Raw genomic sequence first — 21,517 nt, 5'->3', positions numbered from 1 at the left:
CCTGCCGTTCCACCTCCCCCGCCCCAGCCGTTCCGTGCACTGCCGTTCCGCGCCCCGTCGTTCCGGCGGCCCGTTCTCTGGAGCCCACCCCATGAGCCACGTGATCCACCCGACCCACCCGGCCCGCCCGAACCTCCGGTCCGTCGTCGGGGCCCCGAGACCCGCCCCGGCCCGACCGCTCGACCTGCGCGTCCGCGCCCAGCGGATCCAGATCGACGAACTCATCGTCGACGACCCCCGTCAGGTGCTCGCCCACGCAGGACAGGCTGTTCTCGACGACCCCGACGCGGCCGCCCTGCTCGGGATCGGCCCGGCCGACCCGCTGTCGCTTCCGGCCGCGGCCGCGCTCCTGTGCGCGCTCCACGACACCGACGCCCTCACGACGATGGGGCTGCGCCTCACCCGTCAGACCACCCGCGTCACCGCCTCCGACCAGCAGACGGAGCCCGTTTCCCTGGTGCGGTCCACCAGCCCGGACCAGGGGGCCGGTCTTCCCGTCGCGGCTGACTCCGGCCAGGCGTCGCCGACCTCCTGGCATGGGTGAACAAGTGACTCCCGGGGACGTGACCGCGACCGCCCCGGCCAGGAGCACCACCGGGTATGCCGTAGCCGCCGACGCGCTGGCCGTGCAGTACGAGCAGGTCACCTTCGACGAGGTCCACCGCGATGTGCAGGAACTGCTTCCGGCCGCGCCCGCCCGCATTCTGGACGTGGGCGCGGGCACCGGGCGGGACGCCGCAGCGTTGGCGGCCCGCGGGTACCGCGTAGTGGCGGCGGAGCCGACCGCTGAGCTGCGCGCGCACGGACAGCGGATCCATGGAGACCGTGCGGTCGACTGGGTCGACGACGCGCTTCCGGACCTGCCGCTGCACCGGCGTCCGGGCCGCTTCGACGCCGTCTTCGCCACGGCGGTGTGGATGTATCTGGACGCGGAAGAGCGCCGGAAGGCGACGGCCAGGATCGTCGCGTTGCTGGTGCCGGGCGGCCGGTTCTTCGTCAATCTGCGTCATGGCCCTGTTCCCGAGGGCCGTCGCATGTTCGACGTGTCGGCCGCCGAGACGGTCCGACTGGCCCGTACACACGGGCTGCGGGCAGTGCACCGCGGCGAGCGCGCTGATCTTCACGGCCGTGCCGACGTCCGCTGGAGCCGCCTGGTGTTCGAGTCGGCATGACGTGCCGCACGGCACCGCAGCGGTCACGGACGGGGCGTCGTGCCGCGGGCCGGCCCGGCCCGGCCGTGCGGCGGCCGGGGTGCCGGGGCTGGCCAGGCCGTCCGACCGGGACCAGGACGTGCCCGGGGCGCGGCGGCACGGACGCGGAGCGTCCCGACATGGCCCGGGACGGTGACGGTGACGGTGACGGTGACGTCCTTGGAGTCCCGGACGTGGACGGTGCGGGGGCAGGTGGCGCCCTCCATGCAGCCGCCGCCCTCAGGGTCGCCGCAGCCGGACTCGGCCAGTGGAGATCAGTGCTCATGGTTCCGGAACACATCGCGACCACAGCGCGCTCTCCACTCGGTGCGTACGCAAGCACAAGCGCCTGACCAGCACGTTTGTCCAGCCATTTCCTTGTCTGGAAACCGTTCCCGATCGCGTACGCGTGCGTAGCCTGCGGTAGCCTCTTGAGGCGCGGAAACGGACCGCAGGCAGACGGGGGAGTTGTCGTGTCCTATTCGGAGCGCTGGCAGGAGCTGTTCGGACCGACCGGCGATGGGCCCGCGATGAGGCTCGCCTCGACGTCCAACGACCCCGGGGCCGGCACCGGCGGAACAGGGAACCTCAGTTACAGCAAGGGCCCTTGGACCAGTGCCTCCAGCACAGCCGACGATCTGCGGACCAGGACGGAGACGAGCCGGACGGCGCTTGGGCGCGGCCACGAGGGCGTCGAGACGGGAGCTGCCGGCCTCAGCTCCGTCACGGCCCTCAAGGGCGTGCTGACGTCCTGGGAGGAACGCCTTCAGGCGGTGCGGGACGAGTGCGAGCAGCTCGAAGGCACCCTGCTGACAGTCGCCAAGGAGATGGGGGAGACGGAGACCGCGATCAAGACGTCCTTCAAGGGGGGCCACGTCCCTGGCCAGGGGGCTGGGGAGCGATGACCGGAACCCTCACTTGGCAGCTGCTGCGCGACCTCAAGACCTCTGAGTTCACTCAGGCGGGCGACAAATGGCATGAGGTATCCGGTCGTTCGGCCTCCGACCGGGCACGGGTCGACCGCGCGATGTCCGCGAAGCTCCGCGAGACCGAGGAGAGCGATACGGCGGAGGCGGCCCTCGGCAGGCTCCGGCGACTCAGCCGCAACTTCCAATACGTGCACACCGAGTGCGGGCTCATCCGTACGGCGCTCAACGGGCTTGCCGGCGATCTCGCCGAGCCTCAGAACCAGTTGAAGCAGGCACTTGCGGACGCCGCCTCCCTGAACTTCACCGTCCACGAGGACGGTTCCGTAAGCTACCCGGCCGCCGAGGTCGAAGATGTCACCGGGGCGAAGCAGGATGCGTCGGCGGGCAAGGCCCAAGGCAGCTCCCGCCTCCTGCTGGAACCGCCAGGCCTCGGCTCGCAGGGGCAGCAGCCCCTCTACCCCGGCCACTCGGGCTTCAAGCCGATGAACCCGAACGCGGCGAAGGCGCAGGACGTGGCCGACCGTATTGCCCGGGCCGTACGGACCGCGCGGGAGATCGACGCCCGGTACGCGAAGACTCTCAACGGGCTGAAGGCGGAGAAGGGCCTCGATGTCACCGCGGCCACGCTGAAGGACGTCGCCCGGGACACCGCCGACGTCCGCTCCACCGCCGGCATGCACCTCGCCGAAGGCATCCCGCAGGACAAGGACCCCGCCGAGCGCAAGAAGTGGTGGGATGGCCTGGCCGAGGAACAGCGTCAGGAGTATCTGAAGGTCGCACCGGATCTGATCGGCGATCTGGACGGCATCCCGGCGGTCTCCCGCGACGAGGCGAACCGGAACTACCTTCCGGTCCTCATCGATGAGGTGGCGCGACAGGACGGCGACGACGCCAGGACCAAGCTCGACGCCCTCCGCATGATCCAGGGCAAGCTGAACGAGTCGAGCCACCCGCCCATGTTCCTTCTGGGCATCGGGGACGAGGGCAACGGGCGCGCGATCGTCTCGTACGGGAACCCCGATACGTCCAGGCACGTCGCGGTGTACGTCCCCGGCCTCGGTACGAAGCTCAATGACGACTTCGCCGAGGGCACGTTGAAGCGGGCCCAGGACACGGCCATCGGTGCCCGAAAAGTGGACCCGTCCACCGCCTCGATCATCTGGCTGGGTTACGACGCCCCGCAGAGCGCGGATGTGATGTCGAAGGGCGATGCGCAACGGGGCGCCCCGGCGTACAACGAGTTCATGGCGGGCATCTCGGCGACGAACGCGAACGAGGACCCGCATGTGACGGCGATCGGGCATTCCTACGGCTCGCTCACTGTGGGCACGGCCGCCAAGGAGCCCGGGGGGATCCCGGGAGTCGATGACGTGATCCTGCTCGGCAGCCCAGGCGTGGACGCGCAGAAGGCGACGGAACTCGGCGTGGGCAAGGACCATGTGTTCGTCGGAGCCGCCGACAACGACCCGGTCACCCACCTGCCCACGAAGGGCGAGTCGGCGCTCGGCCTCGGGCTCGGCTGGATGGTGGGAGGCCCGGAAGGGGTCAGAAGGGCAGGCGACCTCTTCGACATCGGCAACGACGATCTGTACTTCGGCAAGGACCCGGCGAGTGAGGCTTTCGGAGCGCAGCGCTTCCAGGTCGACGACGGGCCGAGGATGGTCCTCGAGGCCGGAAAGTTCAAGGCCCACTCCCAGTACTTCGATCCGGAGCGGGACCGGGTGTCGGCGTTGAACATCGCCAGGATTGTCGGCGGAAGTCCTGAGGCCATCGTGAGGGAGGAGCACCGATGAGGCGTACCACGCGGACCATTGGTCTGGTCTGTGCGATGGCCGTGGTCGGCGTGCTGCTCGCCGGGTGCGGGCTGTTGGGCGGTGGCGAGGACAAGAAGAGGGCAGTGGCAGGCATGGACATGCAGGGAGCGGCGGAGCGTGCCGACGGGATGTTCTACGCGACGGTCGGAGAGATCAAGCCGGAAATTGAGTGGGTCCACTACACGACGACGACCGGCAGCTGCGACGTGACGCGCTACTGGACCGTGATGACGGTCGTCTCCGAACAGCGCCGTGGCAACTTCCTCGGCGTGGTCGAGCGTTTCTGGAAGGCGAGCGGCTACCGAATCGACCTGGTGAATCCGAGCAGGGACATGCCCACGATCATTGCTACGTCCCCGGACGGCTTCGGCGTCCAAGTCGACTTCGGCTACAAGGGACAGGCGTTCTTCGAGGTCACCAGTCCCTGCGTGGACAAGTCGAAGGTGGCCCCGCCCACGAAGATGGCGAACGGCCGCATGTACGAAGGCGAGATCCCCACCCCCAATGTCCGCTCCGACTTCTGGTCGGCCGAGACCCCGGTACCGGACCCCACCCCCTCGTCCTGACCGCTGGCTTGCCGAGGCCGCATTCCTCGGAGAACCGGACGCCGCCGGTACTCAAGGGAGGCAGGCACGGCGCGTACCGAGGCACCGGGCGCTGGGAAGTCCTCAGGCGCCCCACAGCCAGGAGCCGTACGCCGCCGATGTGACGAGTTCGCCCAGGCCGAAGGCGAACGGAACAGGAACCAGCAGGAACGCACCGGCGCGGACCAGGGTCGGTCCGACGATGGAGACCACGTCATAGCGGCCGGTCGTCGTGAAGAAGTCACGCCAGCGCAGGATGTCACCGAGGCTGCACGCCCAGAAGAACAGCCCGATCACCAAGAAGACCGCGCCGGTCAGCAGGCCCAGATAGGTGGTCGCTTCCAGCAGGTCGACACGGATGTCGTGATCCCGTACGACGAACGCGGCGGCGACCACGCAGACCGTGGCCCCCACGCCGTACGCCGCGCCGCGCGCCATGACGCCGCCCAGCCGCAGACGCGGTTCGAGTACCCCGTTCGCATCTCTGCTCGTGCGGGCCATGCGCGTGCTCCCTGTCGTCACCACCGCCGCGCCGGGTTGCTCTCCGCGTCCACCGGCATCAGCTGCGTCTGCACGGTGTCGCAATCGGGCCGGACACGCAAGGTGGTGCGGTGACGCAAGGTGGTGCGGTGACGTGAGGTGGTGTGGCCGCACCGTGCGAACTCGGCGGCCACCGATGGGCCGGGCCCGGGAGGTCCTTGGCCGGGCCCGGCCGGGACTCAGCGACCCCGCCCCGGTCGCCGGCGGCGGTGGTAGGCCACCGTGACGACCGCGAGCAGCGGGCCCCAGGCCGGCAGGGGTAGATAGCAGGCGGTCATCAGCCAGTAGTGGAAGCCGTCGGGGGACCCGGCGGCTTCCACGTTGTCCGCGCCGTTCCAGGTGAACGCGCCGGTCACCGTGATGAAGGTGACGAGCGCCGCGCCGAGCGACGCGGGGATCACCGCCGCCATGACGGGGATTCTCCGGCCGCCCAGGAACGGTACTCAGTGCGGCAGTTCCTCGCCCCATCTGTGGATCAGACCAGGGTGAGCAGTCCGAATGCCTCGGCCAGCAGGCTGAGGCCGATGAGGTAGAAGGACTCGGGGCCGGGGTAGTTCCCCGGGTGGAGGAACTCGTCGGTGAATCCGGAGTCCCAGCCCAGGGCGATGGCGACGCGCCACAGCCCGGAAGGCACCAGGGTCAGCGCGGCGGCGTGCGCCGCCAGGCGGACGGCACGGGGGACTTGGGGTACGGAACGGGGGCCTGGGGTACGGCTGTGCCGGCCGATCCGGCGATCAGGGTGTCAGCCACGGAGGATCGCAGCCCCGGGCTGCGCCGGCGGACGCGGCCGGGGCTTCGGGAGCGGGCCCGGCAGTGACCAGTCCGGCGAGGACGGCGATGACGGCCGTAGCGCCGATTGCGGTGTTACGCATGATGAACTCCCATGATCTGGAGGGCGTTTGCGTTGCCGTGGTCGGTTGAACGACTCAAGCTTCACCCCCGGCGCCTCCCGATCCCATCCGCCGATCGGCACGGAGATCGCGCCGTCATCCGGCCTGTCTATGCCGTTCGGCAGAGAGCCCCGCCACCTCGCACGCCCGTACGCTGATCACCATGGGGGAATCAACCGGCCCGGCCGTCTAGGCGCTCGGCGCCCTGCCGTCGCTCGCCGCCGCGAGCGCGCTGGTGTGGGCCGTTGCCCGCCCCCGTGCCGCAGTCCGTCAGCGGCTCGGCCGCCTCGCCCGCCCGGCCACGGTGTGCGCGGCACTCTCCCTGACCACCAGCTTCGCGCTGCCGAAAGCTGGTCTCGGCTCCGGCTGGAAACTGGCGGAGGCCGCCCTCCTGCTGATCCTCGTGGCCGTGATCACCCGCTGGTCGGCCCCGCGTGAGCTCGGGCCGGCCCTCCCGCTGGCCGCCCTCGCGGTGACCCTCTGGCCGCTGCCGCTGGTCGCCGGTGAGTCCTTCCTGGAGTCCGTAGGAATCGCCGCCTTCTGGCTTCTGCCCGTAGCCGCCGCGGTGGCGGTCGGCGCCTACCCCCGCCGCCAGGAGACGCGTCGCCGGAGCGCGGTGGCCGAGGCCCGCAGCGCCCAGCGTCTTCAGCTCTCCCACGACCTGCACGACTTCGTCGCCCATGACATCAGCGGGATCGTCGTCCAGGCCCAGGCGGCCCGCTTCGGCGCCGCCACCGACCCCTCCCAGGCGGTGCTCGCCCTGGAGCGCATCGAGGAGGCGGGCCTGAGCGCCCTGGCCGCGATGGACCGGGCGGTGGAGACGCTGCGCGGTCCGGAGGCTGCCGGTACCGAGCCGCTCCCCGGCCTCTACCAACTGGAGTCCCTGATCGAGAACTTCACCTCGGCGGGAGCCACCGAGGCGCATCTGGACCTGCCCCCGGGGGCTACGGAGGTGCTCTCCCGCGAGGCGGGCACCGCCGCCTACCGCATCGTCGTCGAGGCGCTGACCAACATCCGCCGGCACGCCCCCGACGCCTTTCGCGCCACCGTCGCGTTCGTGCCCACCGCCACCACGGTGGAGATCCGGGTCACCAACGACCGCAGCGCCCGAGCCCCGGCCCGCCGCCGTGCCTCCCGGGGCGGCCTCGGCCTCCCCGCTCTCACCGAGCACGCACAGGCCCTCGGCGGGACCGCACGGCGACGGCGGCTGGCGGCTCACCGCCGTCCTGCCCGCCACGCCGCGTGGGTAGGCGGCTCCCGGCGACAACCGTCCAGCGTTGCTCAGGCTGCGGCGAACTCCACGAAGGACGTCCAGGAGGTGGGGGAGACGGCGAGCGCGGGGACGGTGAGGTCCTTGGAGTCGCGGACGTGGACGGTGTGGAGGCAGGCGGCCACCTCCACGCAGTCGCCGCCCTGGGGGCCGCTGTAGGTGGACTTGGACCAGGCGAGCGCCACCTCGACGCAGTTGCCGCCCTCGCTTCCGCTGTAGCTGGACTTGAACCAGTGGAGGCCAGTACTCATAGTTCCTCTGCCATCTTCTCGATCGTTTCCAGGGTCCTCTCCGGAGTGTATGCCTGGGCCCGCGTGACGCCATACTTGCCGAACAGGTTCCCCAGCTCCGGATGTTCGGTGACGAAGAAGCTGCCGCCCTGCCCCTCGATATAGGCGAGCTGCTGGCGCTTGTCGGTCTCCAGCAGGACGAAGGGACCGTCCAGCGTCGCGTGGTCCTCGCGGTACGGGTCCATCAACTGGATCCGCACATGCCGGAGCCGCGCCACGTCGGCGAGGTGGTGGAGCTGGGCCTTCATCACCCGGCGGCCGCCGATGGGCCGGGTCAGCACGATCATCTCCAGGACGAAGCTGCTGTCGGCCAGCGGTCTGCGCGACAGCAGCTTCTGCCGTGCGAGCCGCGCGGCGACCTTCTCCTCGATCTCCTCGTCGTCGTAGTTCGGATACCGGCTCGTGAAGACCGCCCGTGCGTACGCCTCCGTCTGGAGCAGGCCGGGCATGACCTGGTTCTCGTACGAGTGCAGGGCCCAGGCCTTCTCCTCCTCGTCCGCGAAGGGCGTGAACCAGTCCGGCAGCGGACTGCGCTTCTTCGGTGGCTTCGGCGCGACGGTGATCAGTGCACCTTGTGCTCCCAGCACTTCGTCCGCCCGCTGCACGAAGACGCCCTTCGGCGGCCGAGCACCCCGTTCCACCATCGCCACTTGCGACTTGGAGTAGCCGATCCGTTTCCCCAGCTGTTCCTGGGACAGCCCGGACCGTTCGCGGAAGTGCCTGAGCAGCAGCCCGAACATCTCGGCGGTGCTTTCGGGCTGATCACTGGAGTGCACGGGCTCACCTCGTATGTACACCGCTGTCCACAGCTTGCTTGTGACCCTGGTCACGGTACGTGTCCGCTGCGACGCTGAGCGCATGGAACTCTGAAATTCACCGGATCCGGTGCCGTCCTGGATCCCCGCCGCCGGCCACGCCCTCCGCCACGTCGGCATTCACTTCGACGCGGTCCGCGCCATCGGGCTGCTCGGTGAGGAAATCGCGTACGAGGTCATGCAGTTCACCGACTTCCGCGCCGGGCCCATCGTCCGCTCCGGCATCGGCGAGCGCAGCATGTACTTCCTGCTCGCGCCCGGGACCGCCGCCGGGCACCGGTGGCCTCCCGGGGTGGAGGCGATGAGCCGGAGCGCGCGGGGGGGACGCGTTCGTCGGGGTTCCGGCGCTGGCCGGGGGCACCTGGCCGTTGGACTGGCGGTCACGGCCCACCGTCCAGGACCCGTTCGTGGACGGCAGACTGCTGCACGAGATGGCCTGGCTGCGGGCGGGGTGCGCCGTGCGGGAGTGAGCGAGTGAGGTCAGAGGGCTGGGTAGGTTTCGGGCCGATGTCCGACGGCCAGCACCCAGAAGATGTTCTTGCCGTCTTCAGCGGTGTATACAGCCCGGTAGTCGCCGACGCGAAGCCGCTATCGTGCGGGATGGCCCCGGAGCGGCTTGACGTCGTATATGCGGTCCCCTGTGCGCATGGCCTCCTGGACGTCTGCCAGGCGGCAGAGGACACGTCCGGCCTCCGGCAGGGGCATCTCGAGAAGGTCCCGCTGGGCGTGGGTCGTGAGCCGTGTGAGGAGGTGCCGGGGGCGGTTGGCCGACCGCAGGAGTGCGTCCATCTCTTCGAGGGACACCGATCCGTGGGTACCTTCGGATTCGGCCTTGTCGGCGAGTCGGTTGAGCCACTCGTCCTCGTACCGCTCGGCGGCTTCGTGCAGGCGTCGGTACTCGTCGATGCCCACCAGGATCGCTTCGCTCTTGCCTTCGCGGGTGATGATCGTGGGCGTCTCGTCGCGGCGGGCGCGGTCGATGACGTCCGTGAGGTGTTCGCGTACCTCTGCCATGGAGGCGGTCACGGGCTCGCTCATGAGGCCAATGTGCCAGATGCGCGGCCAGTGCACGCCGCAGACGGAAAGTGACGCGGCTGTCACCTTCTGCGGTATGGTGATCGTGACATCACGCTCCGTGCGCTCGGGTTGGGCAGCGCACAGGGCGGCCCCCGGGGGTGTTAGAGCACCGACCCGAGGGCCTTCACCACTAGTGGATCAGGAGTCCACCCGCGATGCTTTCGCATGTTATCCCGCCCCCTCGGAGCTACACGAAGGCCCCCAACGGCCTCGTGCGTCATCCCCGTATCCGCAGCGACGCGAAGGTCCTGGCCCTCTACATCCAGGGGCTGCCCGAAGAGGACCGCGACAAGGCTCTGGGCGAGCACGCCCGTGCTCTGCGTATGACCGGTCGCGCCTACCAGAAGGCCAAGGCCGACCTCGTGACGTACGGGTACGTCCACGAGAAGCGGGAGCCCATCGCCGGCGGGCGCTGGCGGACCGTCCAGGTTTTCGGCAACCAGCCGCTGACGGAGGGTCAGGCGGCCCGTCTCCGTGCCGGTGTTCCCGTCGACGGGTACGGGAACGTGGGCGCTTCCACCGCCACGGACGCGTGGCCCGCTCCGGGTGCGCACTCTCCGACGGTCGGTGAGCCGACCGGCCGGACGGCCGGTGGTCAATTACCCGCAGACGAAGAACAGGGCGAGAACTCTTCCCACCCACCCACCGAAGCGGCTGAGGAGGAGGAAGGGGAAGAGGAGCGGCAGCAGGCGCCTGTGCGGGAGGAAGTGCTGCTGCTCGCCGAGCGCGTGTTGCTCTCGCTGCGGCACAGGGCGCGTGAGCTCTCGCTAGGTGTGCGTGAGGCCCGCAAGCTCGCCGTGCTCGCCGCCGAGTGGCTGCGGCGGGGGGCAGCGCCGGAGACCTGCGGCTGGCGCTGAGCAGCGCGCTGCCGGAGGAAGGAGTGCGTACCGCCTTCGGGTTCCTGGAGCACCGGCTGGTGGAGAAGCTGCCCGCGCCCCCGGAGGAGACGGCGGACCTGGTGGCGGCGGCGGAGTCCGCGCCGCCGCCCCTGCCCCTGATCGCCTGCGACGGGCCCGGCCAGGAGCACATGTTCCGGCCGCACGAGTCGTGGGTCACCACCTGCTGGCCCTGTTGCCGTGAGGAGCGACGCGCCCGAGCGGTCGAGCTGCTGGCCCGTGCCGAGGCCGACCCCGCGCCTCCGCCGCCGTCCTGGCGGGAGCGCGCCGCCGAGGGAGTGGGCCTTGGGTTCGCCGAGGAGGCTTCCGGTTACGGGACCCGGGCCACCGCCACGTAGATGCCGCTGTACTCCTGGGTGGGCGCGGGGGTGCCGTTGAACCATTCCGGGGCCTTCACCAGGCCGGGGGCGGTGATCTCCAGGCCCTCGAAGAACCGGGAGAACTCCTCGCGGGTCCGCAGGGCGAGTTGGATGCCGCCCTTCTTGTACTCGTTCTCGCTCTGCTGCGCGATCTCCTCGTTCACGTCGGACGCGCCATGGGACAGCGCGACGTAACTGCCGGGCGCCATGGCGTTCGTGAACGTACGGACGATGCCGATCGGGTCCTCGGCGTCCGACAGCAAGTGGAGGAGGCCGAGGAGCGACAGGGCGATCGGGCGGTCGAAGTCCAGGGTCTCGCGGGCCGCGTCGAGGATGATCGCGGGCTCCCGGACGTCGGCGTGCACGTAGTCCGTCACGCCCTCCGGCCGGCTGATCAGCAGCGCTTCCGCGTGGCGCAGGACGATGGGGTCGTTGTCGCAGTAGACGACCCGGGCGGAGGGGTGTATCTCCTGGGCCACCTGGTGCAGGTTCGGCGTGGTGGGGATGCCCGTTCCGATGTCAAGGAACTGCGTCACGCCCTCGCTCGTCAGCCAGGCCGTCGCGCGGTTCATGAAGGCGCGCTGCTGGCGGGCGCCGATCTTCGCCTCGGCGGGCAGGAGTTCGGCCACCTGCTGGTCCACCGGGTAGTTGTCCTTGCCGCCGAGCAGCGCGTCGTAGACCCGGGCCGAGTGGGGCTTGCTGGTGTCGATCGGGGGGTGAGGCGCCTGTGCCGTCATGCCGGACTCCAGATACACGTGGTGTGGACCAATTCAGTTCAGTCGACGCAGTCTGCCACAGCGACCACGGTGCCGGAGGGGGAGTTGAGGGCTTGTGGCCCTGGAGGCCCGGTGGCTGCCCCGGCACCGGCCGGGGCAGCGCGGAAGGCTCAGGGGGAGGCTCAGGGGGAGGGCGCTCGGTCCGGGGCGTAGTCGCGGAGCTGCGCGGGCCGTAGTCCCGACGCGTCGACCGCGTCCAGGACGCGTCGCAGGTCCGCTTCCGCCGTGGTGTCCAGGTGCAGCAGGATGATGTCGCCCGGTCGGAGTTCCGGCAGCTCCGGGTTCGGGTTCCAGGGCGCGTCCGTGGCGTTGTACGTCCAGGTGACCAGCGCTTTCGCGCCGCAGGCCCGAGCGGCGCGGCGGGTCTCCTCGTCGTACCGGCCGGACGGCGGCCGGAACAGCTGGGGGCTGTCCCCGAACGCGGCCAGATTCCGGTCGCGGGCGCCGCAGATCTCCGCCCGCTGCTCCTGCGGGCTGAGCCCGGGCAGGTCGACGTGGTTGAGGGTGTGGTTCTCCATCCGGGACGGCCCGTGGTTGAGCAGGTCCTGGTAGTACTTCTTGTCCCAGGAGTAGTGCATCGGGTTGATGAAGAGCGATGCCGGTATCCGTCGCTCCAGCAGGAGGCGCTGGGCCGCGGAGTCGTGATTCCAGCCGTCGTCGAGGGTGATGAAGACGACGGGGTCCTGTGTGTCGATGCGCGTGACGACCGGGACCGGCTCCGGCCACGAGGACGTCCTGGCCGCCTGCGCGGGCCCGGCGAGAGTCAGGATGGTCGACATCGCTGCGAAGGTGGCGAGGGTCGCGCTGGAGGGTCTTGGCATGTACGCAGCCTTGGTCCAGACCAATCGCGGTGTCAAGGTCCGTGTCGGAAGAGGCGGCGGCACGGCAGGCCGTGGACGAGACGCAGGGTGATGATCTCCGGCGAAAATGCGCCATCGCATCGGCAGGGGGACTCACGTTGTTCGACTATCGACCGGCTGTGTCCACCGCCGCACTGGTGATCGCAGCCTGTTCGGGCCTGGCGGCCTGTGACAACGGGTCCGACTCGGCGGTGAACACGAGCGCCGAGCCCACGTCCGCCCGGAGCGCATCGGGATCCGCCTCGTACGCGGCCTCATCGGCACCGGCAGACGCCCGGGCGGTCGCGGCATCCGCCGACCCGGGTGCGGTGGCGAGCGGCTCTCCGGCCTCCACCGCCACAGCGAAAGCCGACTTCTCGACGCCGACGCCGATGCCGACCCCGACGCTGACGCTGACTACCACTCCCACTCCGACCTCGGAGCCGACGTTGGCTCCGAGTGCCGCCGCGTGCACGAACCTGACGCTTCCCGTCGACGTGAAGTCCGCTGTGACCCGGGTCTGGGCGCACTCCAAGGGAATCAGTCACATCCAGCCGAAGCCCGGCAACTTCTACTACGGCAGCTGTGGCACCACGTTGTACGCGGCCGTCCGCTTCGAAGCCGGCGTCGGTGCGACGGGCGACGACCTGGTCCACCTCCAGGACGAGGGCTCGGGCCTGCAGTTCTTCCGGTCCACCCCGAGTGCCGGGTGGCGGTTCGTCCGTTCCGACACGTTCCCGGCCACCCATGACTGCTCACGGTTCGCGCCCGTCGCTCTCGCGCGCCAGTGGAACTGCTCCTGAGCGGACCCTCGCCCGCCGCTGCCGTCAGGCTTTTTCCCGCCCGCTGCCGGCGGCGCGCCCCGTTCGCGTACCGCTTTGACCCGTACGCGGGCGGCAACCGAGGATCACTGATGTGAACCCCCCTCCTGATTACGGAGAGCGGGGAGCCGCCGGTCGGGGTCATGGCCCACGACTCCTGCGTCAGGCCGTACAGGACGGCCACGACGAGTGCGAGCGTCGCCTCCAGCAACAGGATCGCCGCGGAAAGCAGCAGAGTCAGTCCATGGGCCGCTTCTTCTCCACCGTTCAGTCCCCCTCGCGCACGGTGATGTACGCGGCACGCCCGGGTGGGGCGGCAGCTGTGGCCATCGCGCCAGAGTTGTTTGAACGCGTTCAACGCGGGGTTCGCGGCAGAGGAGGGGCGGGGGAGGTGCCCCGGCGGTGCTCTCGTGGGTCGGGTACGGGGTGAGTGAGGGGCGCATCCGGGGCGCGCAAAGAAGAAGCGTTTCCGCGTGCGGGTATTCCCCCGTTCGGGTGTGGCGCGGCCGTCGGGACGGCGGTGGGGCGAGCACAATGGGGCGGCGGTTCGTGCAGAGGCGCGCAGGCCCCTCTCCCGCACCTTGCGCTCAAGGAGGACCGGTGGCGGACAGCTGGACGGTTCAACGGGCCGCGCCCGGGGACGCCGCGCGCACGCAGGCGCGGGAACAGCTTCTGGAAGCGGCCAGGGAGTTGTACGGCATCAACGGGTACCGGGCGACCGCCGAGCACGATGTGTGCGAGGCGGCCGGAGTGCCGGTCGAGGTGCTGCGCCAGGAGTACGGCTCCAAGGAGGGGCTGCTCATCGCCCTCCACAACCGGGTCACGACGACCGGGCTGCGGGCGGCGGAAAGCGCCCTGCTGGCCGAAAGCATCGAGGAGTGCTCGATCGCGGAGCGGGTCCGGCGCCTCTTCGACGCGTACGTGGAGGCCGTCACCCGCGATCCGCGCGAGGCCCGCGTGACGTTCGTCGAGGTGCTGGGCGTGAGCGCTGTGGTGGACGAGCACTGCAAGCTCTGGCGGGCGCTGTGGACGGAGTTCCTGACCGGGGAGGCCGAGCGGGCGGTGGAGCGCGGGGAGGCGGAGGACCGGGACCACCGGGTCGACGTGATGGTGATGGTCGGCACGGTCCACGAGCTGATGGCCCACCACACCCGCCGCAGCCGCCGGGCCCACCCCGGGGAGGTCTCGGGGGAGCTGACCCAACTGGCGCTGTCGATGCTGGGGGCGCGGCCGGAGGGGTGAGCCTTCCCCTGGCGCCGACGCGTCGGCGCCACGGGGTGCGGACACTCAGCCCTGGCAGGACCCCGTCGCGGACACCGCACCGCGCTGGGCGAGTTCCGCGGGCCAGGGTGCCGGCCACAGCCGTGAGGAGCCGCCTGCACCGGTAACGTTCCCCGCGCGGGTGCGCCTTCGGCGTCAGCAGGGTGCCGGGCCCCGGCCCCCGCCAGCACCCGCTCACCGATGGACGGACGAACCATGGACAGACGCGCCCTGATGCTGGCTACTGGTGGACTCCTCGGCGGGGCCGGCGCGGCGCACCTGGCGACCGCCGGGACGGCCGCCGCCGCACCGGCAGCGGCGGCGGGCCCTGTCTTCGATGTCCGGGCCTACGGCGCGGTCGGGGACGGCGTGGCCGACGACACCGCGGCGTTCCGGAACGCGCTCGCCGACGCGCGGGCCGTGGTCGGCGGCGGTGCGGCACTGCTGGTGCCGCCCGGTTCATACGCGCTCGGGGAATCTCTGCTGCTCGGGCCCGGCATGACCGTGCGGGCGCACGGGGCCCGGCTGTTCCGTACGGGCAACACCTCGGCCCTCATCAAGAACTACACCAGCGGCATGCCCGCGGTCGCCGGCTACGGGGGCGCCGGGAACATATCCGTCTTCGGCGGTACGTGGGACATGCGCGGCAGCCGGTTCACCTCGACGTGCCCCGCCTTCGTGTTCACGCACGCCGACGGGTTCACCGTCCGGGACGTGACCGTTCTCGATGTGCCCCGAGCCCACGCGATCGAGCTCAACGCGGTGCGGCGTGCCCGGATCGTCGACTGCCTCTTCGACGGCGTGTACGCCGGGACCGGCACTCCGACCGTGCCGAACCGGCTGGAGGCCGTGCAGATCACCGGCGCGACCAACGCCGCCAATCTGCCCGCCCCGGAATTCGACGGCACCCCCTGCGAGGACGTCCTGATCACGGGGTGTGTGATGCGCAATTCCCGGCCCGCCGTCAACTCCCCGTACGACGCCCTGTGCGGGGACCACTACGTCGCGACCGGCGACGCGCACCGGCCGGTTCACCGGAACATCCGCGTGCTGGCCAACCGCGTGGAGAGCAGCGGCGCCTATGGCGTCCGCGCCACCGACTGGCAGCAGTCGGTGATCGCCGACAACTCCATCGACTCCGCGGCCGTCCACGGCGTCTACGTCAGTTCGGGTTCGGGAAACGCGCTCCAGGACATCGCCGTCACCGGCAACACGATTCGCGGCACGGGCTCCGGCGGCGGCATCGTGGTGTCGAACTCGGGTGCGGGCCGTAACAGTTCGGTGGCTGTCAGCGGCAACCTCATCCGCGCGACGAACGGGGAGACAGCGATCTACGTCAGCCACACGGACGGGGCGTCGATCACCGGCAACATCGTCACCACGACCCGCCACCCGTCCGGCGGCAACTGCCAGGGCATCCAGGTGCAGCGGTCCCCGCACGCTTTGATCACCGGCAACCACCTGTCGGACGTCGAAGGTGACGGCATCGGTGTCGACACCGGATCGACCGAGGCCGTCATCGCCCAGAACACCGTGCTCGGCGCGACCCGCAACGGGATCTCGGTGGCCTCCTCCGAAGCCGCCGTCCGCGACAACCGGATCACCGGCGCGGGCACGGGTGGTCAGGCCGGGAGCTACGCGGTCCGGATCGGCGGCAACGCGGTGAACGTGTCGGTCCAGGGCAACGTCGCCCGGGTCGGCGAGGGGGGAGGCGCCGAGGCCGGGGTGGGGGTGATGGCCGGCAGCCGGGGTGCCTGGATCACCGGGAACGACCTGCGCGGCTGGGGCACCGCGGTCAGCGACCGCGGCACGGCGACCCTGGGAGACGGAAACCTCGGCTGACCGATGGCCTGCCGGCTCAGGCAGCCCGCGCCGGAGCGTGGCGATCGGCGTACGGGCCGCCCAGCCCCCACGCCTGGTGCATCGCGTCGGCGAAGGCGGCGGCGAGGAGGTGCTCGCCGGTCGGACCCGGGTGCGTTCCGTCGTACGTGTCCGTGTGGATGTCGTACGCCGTGGGGTGCGAGGCCAGCAGGAGCGGAGAGGACGCGGTGTCGAGGTCGGCGACGGCCTTGGCGAGGAGTTCGTTGAAGTGTGCGCAGGAATCGGCGAACGGGGCGTCCGTCTCGGCCCGGACGTTCGGTATCACCGGGAGCAGCAACATGCGGACGCGCGGGTTGGCCGTGCGCGCCGATGTGACGAACGCGCGGGCGTTGGCCGCCGTCTGTTCGGCGTCCGTGTAGAACCCGAGGTCTATCAGGCCGAGCGAGACCAGCAGGACGTCCGCCTCCGTCTCGCGTACCGCGTCCGCGATCACCGGTGCCATGTGCAGCCAGCCCTCGCCCCAGCCGGACAGGTGCCGGCGGGCGGCGGGCGGGAAGGACGGGTCGGCGTACGCGTGGGAGAGCGGGGCGTTCGCCTCGGTGTCGTACAGCGTCGAGCGCGGCCCGACGATCTCGTACGGGAGGCCGGGGAACGCCTCCAGGTGCCGCCACATCCGGTAGCGCCAGGTGAAGTCGCCGGCGTGCCCGATGGTCATGGAATCACCGACGAAGAGGAAACGCATGGCGTCATCATGGCCGATCACGGCTCCGGCCTGCGACGTGACGATGGACACTTGAGCCATGCGCTCGTATCCGAACGGCCCGGCGGGCCGCGCCGCCGCCGCTCTCGCCGCCTCCCTCGCGGTCCTTGTCCCGCTGTTCGCCGGGGCCGGTCCGGCCGTGGCCGACGACGGGCGGCCCGACCGTGACTTCACGATCGAGGACCCCCGCGTCACCGAGTCCAGCGGCCTGGCCGCCAGCCGTGCGCACCCCGGCGTCTACTGGACGCACAACGACAGCGACGACGGCCCCTACGTCTTCGCCGTCGACTCCCGGACCGGGAAGACCCTCGCCACCATCACCATGAGCGGCGTGGGGGAGCCGAGGGACGTCGAGGGCATCTCGATCGGGCCGGACGGCGACATCTACGTAGGTGACATCGGGGACAACCTGGACGGCACCTGGAGTCATGTCTGGATCTACCGTTTCCCCGAGCCCAAGACGCTCCAGGACGCCACGGTCACCGCCGTCCAGTACGACGTGAAGTACGCCGACGGGGCCCGCAACGCCGAGGCGCTGATGGTCCACCCGAAGACCGGCCGCGCCTACATCGCCTCCAAGAACGAGGACGGCGGCGGCCTCTACGAAGGCCCGGCGAAGCTGACCACCGGTTCCACGAACGTGTTCCGGCGGGTGGACGAGGTGCCGTGGGTGACGGACGGGGCCTTCTCGCCCGACGGGACCCGGCTGGTGCTGCGCTCGTACTTCAGCGCCCGCGAGTACGTCTTCGAGAAGGGCCGCCTCGGTGAGGACCGGCCGGTCCGAGCCCCGTTCCAGCGGCAGGCGGAGTCCGTGACGTACACGGCGGACGGCTCGGCCCTGATGTTCGGCTCGGAGGGGGCGCGCAGCGGTGTCGTCCGGGTGGAGGTGGAGGGCGGTCCGGGGAGCGGTTCGGGGTCCGGTGCGGATTCCGGTTCCGGTTCCGACGAGGGGTCCGGGTCTGCCGCGAAGGGCGGCGGCGAGGCCGGGGGCCGCGACGGCAATGTGGCCCTGGGGGCCGCCGTCGTCGTCGGGGCGGCGGTCCTCTGGCTCGCGCTGAAGCGCCGACGCGGGTAGGGAGCGGACCCTGAAGCGCCGCCGCGGACAGTGAGCGGACGGGGAGCGGACAGGGAGCGGACAGGGAGCGGACAGGGCGGGAGCCCGGCCCGGGCCCCTGCTCCGGGTTCCGCGCTCCGGGTCCGGTGCTCAGGTGTCCTCCGTCACCGGCCACACCTCGTAGTGCAGCGTCCGGTCCCGCTTCAGCCGGTGCGCCAGCGGGACGAGCACGCCCTGCACGACCGGGTACTTCCGCGACAGCATCCGCGCCGCGTGCGTGTTCTCCTTCGTGCCCGCCCGCAGCAGCCGTGCGTGCGCCCTGATCTGCGGTCCGGTGGGTCTGCCCCGGATCGTGCAGGGGGCGAGCTCCACCTGCGGGTGGTTGCGCATCCGCTCGACCTTCCAGGCGGAGGAGAACGTGCGGATGAACGCGTGATCGCCCTCGACGGCGATGTTGACCGGGGTGTCGACGGGGGTCCCGTCCTGCCGGTGAGTGCTCAGCAGGACGGCGTACTGCTTCACGAAAGGAGCGAGCTCCGGGCTGGCGTCCATATATCCATTGGCGCACGGGCCGGGGGCGCTGTCACTTCCGTGCGCTGCCCGGTTCGTCGCTCACCCTGTCGCTCGGTCTGCCGCCCGCTCCGCGACCAGGGCCGCGAAACCGGCGATCAGCCGTTGCAGCCCGAACTCGAAGTGGTCGAACTCGGAGCTGAAGGTGTCCTCGGCCATCCCCGCCATCATCGGGTACGCGCCGCTGAGCATGGCCCGCTCCAGGTAGGGGCGCTGGCTGTCCCAGAACTCCTCGTCGCTCAGCCCGGTCTGCGCCACCGCCTCCGCCGCGTCCCCCCGCGTGCGGGCCAGGCCCTCCACGAAGCTGTTGACCGTGATGATCACGCCGATCAGCTCGGGGTCGCGCAGCCCCATGGAGCGCAGCGCGGTGAGGGAGAGTTCCAGACCGCGCAGGGCGCTGGGGCCGAGCACCGTACGGGCCTGGTTGATCTTCAGCAGCCAGGGGTGGCGGCGCAGGTTGTCCAGGTAGGTCCGGGCCATGGTGTTGATCGCCGCCCGCCAGTCCTCGGGCACGTCGTCGTCGCCGTCGGCGGGACGGTCGGGCGCGGCGGACAGCGGCTCGCCCAGCACCCGGTCGAGCATCAGGTCGAGAAGTTCGGCCTTGCCGGGGACGTACCGGTAGAGCGACATCGTGCCCGTGCCGAGCTCGGTGGAGAGCCGGCGCATGGAGACGGCGGCCAGCCCTTCCGCGTCCGCGACGGCGATGGCGGCCGTGACGATCCGGTCCAGCGTGAGGCCCGGTTTGGGGCCGCGGCTGGGGCGCTCCCCGGTGCCCCACAGGAGCTCCAGGCTGCGCGCGATGTCGCCGCTCCCGGTGGCCGTGCCGTCCGTCGCCGCTGTCGATCCGTCTCTCGTCATGGGGCCAGCGTAGTGCTCCGGAACAGGGATGGGTACACCGTACCCGTATAGAAGTACACCGTACTCAGTGTGGGGTACGGTGTACTCAGTTAACTTCCGGTCAGTCGGAGAATCAGGGAGTCGTGCCATGCCCATGCCCATGCCTACGTCCATGCGTGGGGCCGGGCCGGGGCCCGCGTCCGGGTACGCGGTGCTCGCCGAGGGGGTCGTGAAGCGCTACCGGGGCCGGGGGAAGGGGGCGGCGGAGAAGCGGGCGCTCGACGGATTAGACCTCGCCGTCCGCCCCGGCACCGTCCACGGCCTGCTCGGCCCGAACGGGGCCGGCAAGACCACCGCCGTGCGGGTCCTCGCCACGCTCCTGCGGTACGACGCGGGCCGGGCCGAGGTCGCGGGGCTCGACGTGACGCGCGAACCCCGCCGCGTACGGAGCCGGATCGGGCTCACCGGCCAGTACGCGGCCGTCGACGAAGGTCTCACCGGGCGGCAGAACCTGGAGATGTTCGGGCGGCTCTTCCACCTGGGAAACCGCCGGGCCCGGCAGCGCGCCGGGGAGCTGCTGGAACGGTTCGCCCTGGCCGAGGCGGCCGACCAGGGCGCCAAGGAGTACAGCGGCGGCATGCGGCGACGGCTCGACCTCGCCTCCTCGATGATCCTCTCGCCCGACGTGCTCTTCCTGGACGAGCCGACGACCGGGCTCGACCCGCGCGGCCGGGGCGAGGTCTGGGACGCGGTCCGGGCCCTGGTGGCAGGCGGTACGACGGTGCTGCTGACCACGCAGTACCTCGACGAGGCGGACCGCCTCGCCTCGCACGTCACCGTCATCGACCGGGGGCGGGCCATCGCCGACGACACCCCGGACGCGCTGAAGAACCGGGTCGGCGGCGACCGGATCGAGGTGGTGGCCGCCGACGCGGGGGACCTCGCGGCGGTCGCGAGGACCGTCGGCCGGGTGGCCGGCGGCGGGCTCGTCGTCACCGACGCCCCCGCCCGCCGGGTGCACGCCCAGGTCGCCGACCGGGTGGCCGCGCTGACCGAGGTGGCCCGGAGCCTTCAGGACGACGGGATCGCGGTGGAGGACATCGGGCTGCGCCGGCCGAGCCTGGACGACGTGTTCCTGCGCCTGACGGGACACGGCGCGGCCGGCGACTCCGAGAGCCACGACATCACCGAAAGCCGCGACACCACCGAGAACCGCGACGTACGAGAGGCGGCGGCAGCATGACCACGCTCGAACAGAAGCCCGCGGTGACCGGCGGGGGCCGCGAACACGGCCTCGCCTACTGGGCGGTCTCCGACTGCTGGAACATCACCCGCCGCACCCTCACCCACTACCAGCGCCACCCCTCCGCCGTCGTCTGGCAGCTCGGCTTCCCGATCCTCTCCGTCCTGCTGTACGGGTATGTCTTCGGCAGCGCGATGAAGGTGCCCGGGGGCGGGGACTACCGGGCGTTCCTGATGCCCGGCATGTTCGCCATGACCATGGCCATGGGTTTCATGAACACCGCCGTGGCCGTGGTCACCGATGCCGACAAGGGAGTCGTCGACCGCTTCCGGTCCATGCCGATGGCCCCCTCCGCCTTCGGCTCCGGACGCGGGGCGGCCGACCTGGTGGTGGCCGCCGCCGAACTGACCATCCTGGCCGTCACCGCGCTGCTGATCGGCTGGCGCGCGGACGGCGGGGCGCCGGCCGCCCTCGGGGCCTTCGGGCTGCTCCTGCTGCTGCGGTTCAGTCTGATCTGGGTGGGCGTCTGGCTCGGCATGCTGGTCCCCACCCCGGAGGCGGCGGGCGGCCTGTACGCGGTCGCCTTCCCCATCACCATGATCTCCAGCACCTTCGTGGCCCCGTCCCTGATGCCGGGCTGGCTGGGCACCATCGCGGCCTGGAACCCGATCTCCTCGACCGCGACGGCCACCCGCGAACTGTTCGGCAATCCGGTGGCGGGCGGCGGCACCTGGGTGGAGGAGCACGCCCTGCTGATGGCCGTGGTGTGGCCGACCGTGATCACGCTGGTATTCCTCCCGCTGGCGGTCCGCCGCTTCCAGCGCCTGAGCCGGTGAGGGCCTGACGCCTGAGCCGGTGAGGCCTGAGGGGAGCGGGGCGGGG

Annotated in this window: 23 protein-coding genes and 5 pseudogenes; 14 read left to right on the top strand and 14 right to left on the bottom strand. The window is 71.0% G+C overall.

What is annotated here, in order from left to right; genetic code table 11:
* Positions 1 to 91: 91 nt before the first annotated feature.
* The 5 genes from B9S58_RS28800 to B9S58_RS28775 all read left to right on the top strand — a co-directional run bounded on the left by B9S58_RS28800 (position 92) and on the right by B9S58_RS28775 (position 4,499).
* The gene (locus B9S58_RS28800; RefSeq protein ID WP_258045117.1) at positions 92 to 544 is read left to right on the top strand and encodes a hypothetical protein; all 453 of its coding nucleotides are present in this window, start codon (positions 92 to 94) and stop codon (positions 542 to 544) included.
* Positions 545 to 563: 19 nt separating this feature from the next.
* Complete coding sequence (locus tag B9S58_RS28795; protein ID WP_258045116.1) at positions 564 to 1,172, top strand: bifunctional 2-polyprenyl-6-hydroxyphenol methylase/3-demethylubiquinol 3-O-methyltransferase UbiG; 609 nt, start codon at positions 564 to 566, stop codon at positions 1,170 to 1,172.
* A gap of 491 nt (positions 1,173 to 1,663) precedes the next feature.
* Positions 1,664 to 2,095 (top strand): hypothetical protein, encoded by a 432-nt coding sequence (locus B9S58_RS28785; RefSeq protein ID WP_103534903.1) that lies wholly within the window; start codon positions 1,664 to 1,666, stop codon positions 2,093 to 2,095.
* Entirely contained in the window at positions 2,092 to 3,912 is a 1,821-nt protein-coding gene (locus B9S58_RS28780) for an alpha/beta hydrolase (protein WP_103534902.1), read from the top strand. The genes B9S58_RS28785 and B9S58_RS28780 overlap by 4 nt, the downstream gene beginning before the upstream one ends.
* Positions 3,909 to 4,499, top strand: coding sequence for a hypothetical protein (locus B9S58_RS28775; protein ID WP_103534901.1), 591 nt, complete (start codon positions 3,909 to 3,911; stop codon positions 4,497 to 4,499). The genes B9S58_RS28780 and B9S58_RS28775 overlap by 4 nt, the downstream gene beginning before the upstream one ends.
* Before the next feature lie 102 nt (positions 4,500 to 4,601).
* Here the strand turns inward: B9S58_RS28775 and B9S58_RS28770 are convergent, their stop codons facing one another.
* The 4 genes from B9S58_RS28770 to B9S58_RS38250 all read right to left on the bottom strand — a co-directional run bounded on the left by B9S58_RS28770 (position 4,602) and on the right by B9S58_RS38250 (position 5,929).
* Positions 4,602 to 5,018 carry a DUF6336 family protein gene (locus B9S58_RS28770; RefSeq protein ID WP_103534900.1) on the bottom strand — a complete coding sequence of 139 codons (417 nt, stop codon included), beginning with the start codon at positions 5,016 to 5,018 and terminating at the stop codon, positions 4,602 to 4,604.
* Positions 5,019 to 5,236: 218 nt separating this feature from the next.
* The gene (locus B9S58_RS39570) at positions 5,237 to 5,467 is read right to left on the bottom strand and encodes a hypothetical protein (protein ID WP_258045115.1); all 231 of its coding nucleotides are present in this window, start codon (positions 5,465 to 5,467) and stop codon (positions 5,237 to 5,239) included.
* A gap of 65 nt (positions 5,468 to 5,532) precedes the next feature.
* Positions 5,533 to 5,691, bottom strand: coding sequence for a hypothetical protein (locus B9S58_RS39565; protein WP_258045114.1), 159 nt, complete (start codon positions 5,689 to 5,691; stop codon positions 5,533 to 5,535).
* A gap of 100 nt (positions 5,692 to 5,791) precedes the next feature.
* Entirely contained in the window at positions 5,792 to 5,929 is a 138-nt protein-coding gene (locus tag B9S58_RS38250; protein WP_181009498.1) for a hypothetical protein, read from the bottom strand.
* A gap of 253 nt (positions 5,930 to 6,182) precedes the next feature.
* On the opposite strand from B9S58_RS38250, the pseudogene B9S58_RS40055 reads away from it, so the two are divergent.
* Positions 6,183 to 6,725 (top strand): annotated as a pseudogene (locus B9S58_RS40055) (histidine kinase); the annotation flags it as partial.
* A 503-nt stretch (positions 6,726 to 7,228) separates the two neighbouring features.
* Here the strand turns inward: B9S58_RS40055 and B9S58_RS28755 are convergent.
* Together B9S58_RS28755 and B9S58_RS28750 are read right to left on the bottom strand one after the other, a co-directional pair.
* On the bottom strand, positions 7,229 to 7,468 hold the full coding sequence (locus B9S58_RS28755; RefSeq protein WP_103534899.1) for a DUF397 domain-containing protein: 240 nt from the start codon (positions 7,466 to 7,468) through the stop codon (positions 7,229 to 7,231).
* Positions 7,465 to 8,283, bottom strand: a complete 819-nt coding sequence (locus tag B9S58_RS28750; RefSeq protein WP_103534898.1) for a helix-turn-helix transcriptional regulator — start codon at positions 8,281 to 8,283, stop codon at positions 7,465 to 7,467. Before B9S58_RS28750 ends, B9S58_RS28755 begins: the two co-directional genes overlap by 4 nt.
* Before the next feature lie 109 nt (positions 8,284 to 8,392).
* On the opposite strand from B9S58_RS28750, the pseudogene B9S58_RS39555 reads away from it, so the two are divergent.
* A pseudogene (locus B9S58_RS39555) lies at positions 8,393 to 8,792 on the top strand (hypothetical protein).
* A 10-nt stretch (positions 8,793 to 8,802) separates the two neighbouring features.
* Here the strand turns inward: B9S58_RS39555 and B9S58_RS39550 are convergent.
* A pseudogene (locus B9S58_RS39550) lies at positions 8,803 to 8,898 on the bottom strand (type II toxin-antitoxin system RelE/ParE family toxin); the annotation flags it as partial.
* A gap of 186 nt (positions 8,899 to 9,084) precedes the next feature.
* A pseudogene (locus B9S58_RS38525) lies at positions 9,085 to 9,336 on the bottom strand (type II toxin-antitoxin system Phd/YefM family antitoxin); the annotation flags it as partial.
* Positions 9,337 to 9,554: 218 nt separating this feature from the next.
* On the opposite strand from B9S58_RS38525, the pseudogene B9S58_RS28735 reads away from it, so the two are divergent.
* A pseudogene (locus B9S58_RS28735) lies at positions 9,555 to 10,633 on the top strand (hypothetical protein).
* On the opposite strand, the gene B9S58_RS28730 reads toward B9S58_RS28735, so the two are convergent.
* The 3 genes from B9S58_RS28730 to B9S58_RS28720 form a co-directional block, all read right to left on the bottom strand.
* A complete protein-coding gene (locus B9S58_RS28730) occupies positions 10,606 to 11,391 on the bottom strand; it encodes an SAM-dependent methyltransferase (protein WP_103534927.1) in 786 nt (261 codons plus the stop codon). The pseudogene B9S58_RS28735 and the gene B9S58_RS28730 overlap by 28 nt on opposite strands.
* 161 nt (positions 11,392 to 11,552) lie before the next feature.
* The gene (locus B9S58_RS28725; protein ID WP_103534926.1) at positions 11,553 to 12,251 is read right to left on the bottom strand and encodes a polysaccharide deacetylase family protein; all 699 of its coding nucleotides are present in this window, start codon (positions 12,249 to 12,251) and stop codon (positions 11,553 to 11,555) included.
* Positions 12,252 to 12,396: 145 nt separating this feature from the next.
* On the bottom strand, positions 12,397 to 12,744 hold the full coding sequence (locus B9S58_RS28720; RefSeq protein WP_146063580.1) for a hypothetical protein: 348 nt from the start codon (positions 12,742 to 12,744) through the stop codon (positions 12,397 to 12,399).
* 22 nt (positions 12,745 to 12,766) lie between these two features.
* Here B9S58_RS28720 and B9S58_RS38240 point away from each other — a divergent pair, with 22 nt between their 5' ends.
* The 3 genes from B9S58_RS38240 (at position 12,767) to B9S58_RS28710 (ending at position 16,192) form a co-directional block, all read left to right on the top strand.
* Positions 12,767 to 13,072, top strand: a complete 306-nt coding sequence (locus B9S58_RS38240; RefSeq protein ID WP_181009496.1) for a hypothetical protein — start codon at positions 12,767 to 12,769, stop codon at positions 13,070 to 13,072.
* A 618-nt stretch (positions 13,073 to 13,690) separates the two neighbouring features.
* Positions 13,691 to 14,332 (top strand): TetR/AcrR family transcriptional regulator, encoded by a 642-nt coding sequence (locus B9S58_RS28715; protein ID WP_103534896.1) that lies wholly within the window; start codon positions 13,691 to 13,693, stop codon positions 14,330 to 14,332.
* Between the two features lie 234 nt (positions 14,333 to 14,566).
* Complete coding sequence (locus B9S58_RS28710; protein ID WP_103534895.1) at positions 14,567 to 16,192, top strand: right-handed parallel beta-helix repeat-containing protein; 1,626 nt, start codon at positions 14,567 to 14,569, stop codon at positions 16,190 to 16,192.
* 16 nt (positions 16,193 to 16,208) lie between these two features.
* Here B9S58_RS28710 and B9S58_RS28705 read toward each other — a convergent pair whose 3' ends face one another.
* Positions 16,209 to 16,973, bottom strand: coding sequence for a GDSL-type esterase/lipase family protein (locus tag B9S58_RS28705; RefSeq protein WP_181009495.1), 765 nt, complete (start codon positions 16,971 to 16,973; stop codon positions 16,209 to 16,211).
* Between B9S58_RS28705 and B9S58_RS28700 the strand changes: the two genes are divergently transcribed.
* On the top strand, positions 16,972 to 18,006 hold the full coding sequence (locus B9S58_RS28700) for a hypothetical protein (protein WP_103534894.1): 1,035 nt from the start codon (positions 16,972 to 16,974) through the stop codon (positions 18,004 to 18,006). The two genes, B9S58_RS28705 and B9S58_RS28700, sit on opposite strands and share 2 nt — an antisense overlap.
* A gap of 129 nt (positions 18,007 to 18,135) precedes the next feature.
* On the opposite strand, the gene B9S58_RS28695 is transcribed toward B9S58_RS28700, so the two are convergent.
* Both B9S58_RS28695 and B9S58_RS28690 read right to left on the bottom strand, forming a co-directional pair.
* Complete coding sequence (locus tag B9S58_RS28695) at positions 18,136 to 18,537, bottom strand: PPOX class F420-dependent oxidoreductase (RefSeq protein WP_103534893.1); 402 nt, start codon at positions 18,535 to 18,537, stop codon at positions 18,136 to 18,138.
* A 60-nt stretch (positions 18,538 to 18,597) separates the two neighbouring features.
* Positions 18,598 to 19,413, bottom strand: a complete 816-nt coding sequence (locus B9S58_RS28690; protein WP_103534892.1) for a TetR/AcrR family transcriptional regulator — start codon at positions 19,411 to 19,413, stop codon at positions 18,598 to 18,600.
* Between the two features lie 133 nt (positions 19,414 to 19,546).
* On the opposite strand from B9S58_RS28690, the gene B9S58_RS28685 reads away from it, so the two are divergent.
* Both B9S58_RS28685 and B9S58_RS28680 read left to right on the top strand, forming a co-directional pair.
* Positions 19,547 to 20,635 (top strand): ATP-binding cassette domain-containing protein, encoded by a 1,089-nt coding sequence (locus B9S58_RS28685; RefSeq protein ID WP_258045119.1) that lies wholly within the window; start codon positions 19,547 to 19,549, stop codon positions 20,633 to 20,635.
* Positions 20,632 to 21,471, top strand: coding sequence for an ABC transporter permease (locus B9S58_RS28680; protein WP_103534890.1), 840 nt, complete (start codon positions 20,632 to 20,634; stop codon positions 21,469 to 21,471). The genes B9S58_RS28685 and B9S58_RS28680 overlap by 4 nt, the downstream gene beginning before the upstream one ends.
* Positions 21,472 to 21,517 lie beyond the last annotated feature (46 nt).

It is taken from the genome of Streptomyces sp. SM11 (assembly GCF_002910905.1).
Taxonomy (GTDB): Bacteria; Actinomycetota; Actinomycetes; order Streptomycetales; family Streptomycetaceae; genus Streptomyces.
Note: the sequence above shows the minus strand (reverse complement) of the source record. Positions and strands in the feature narration are given on the sequence as shown.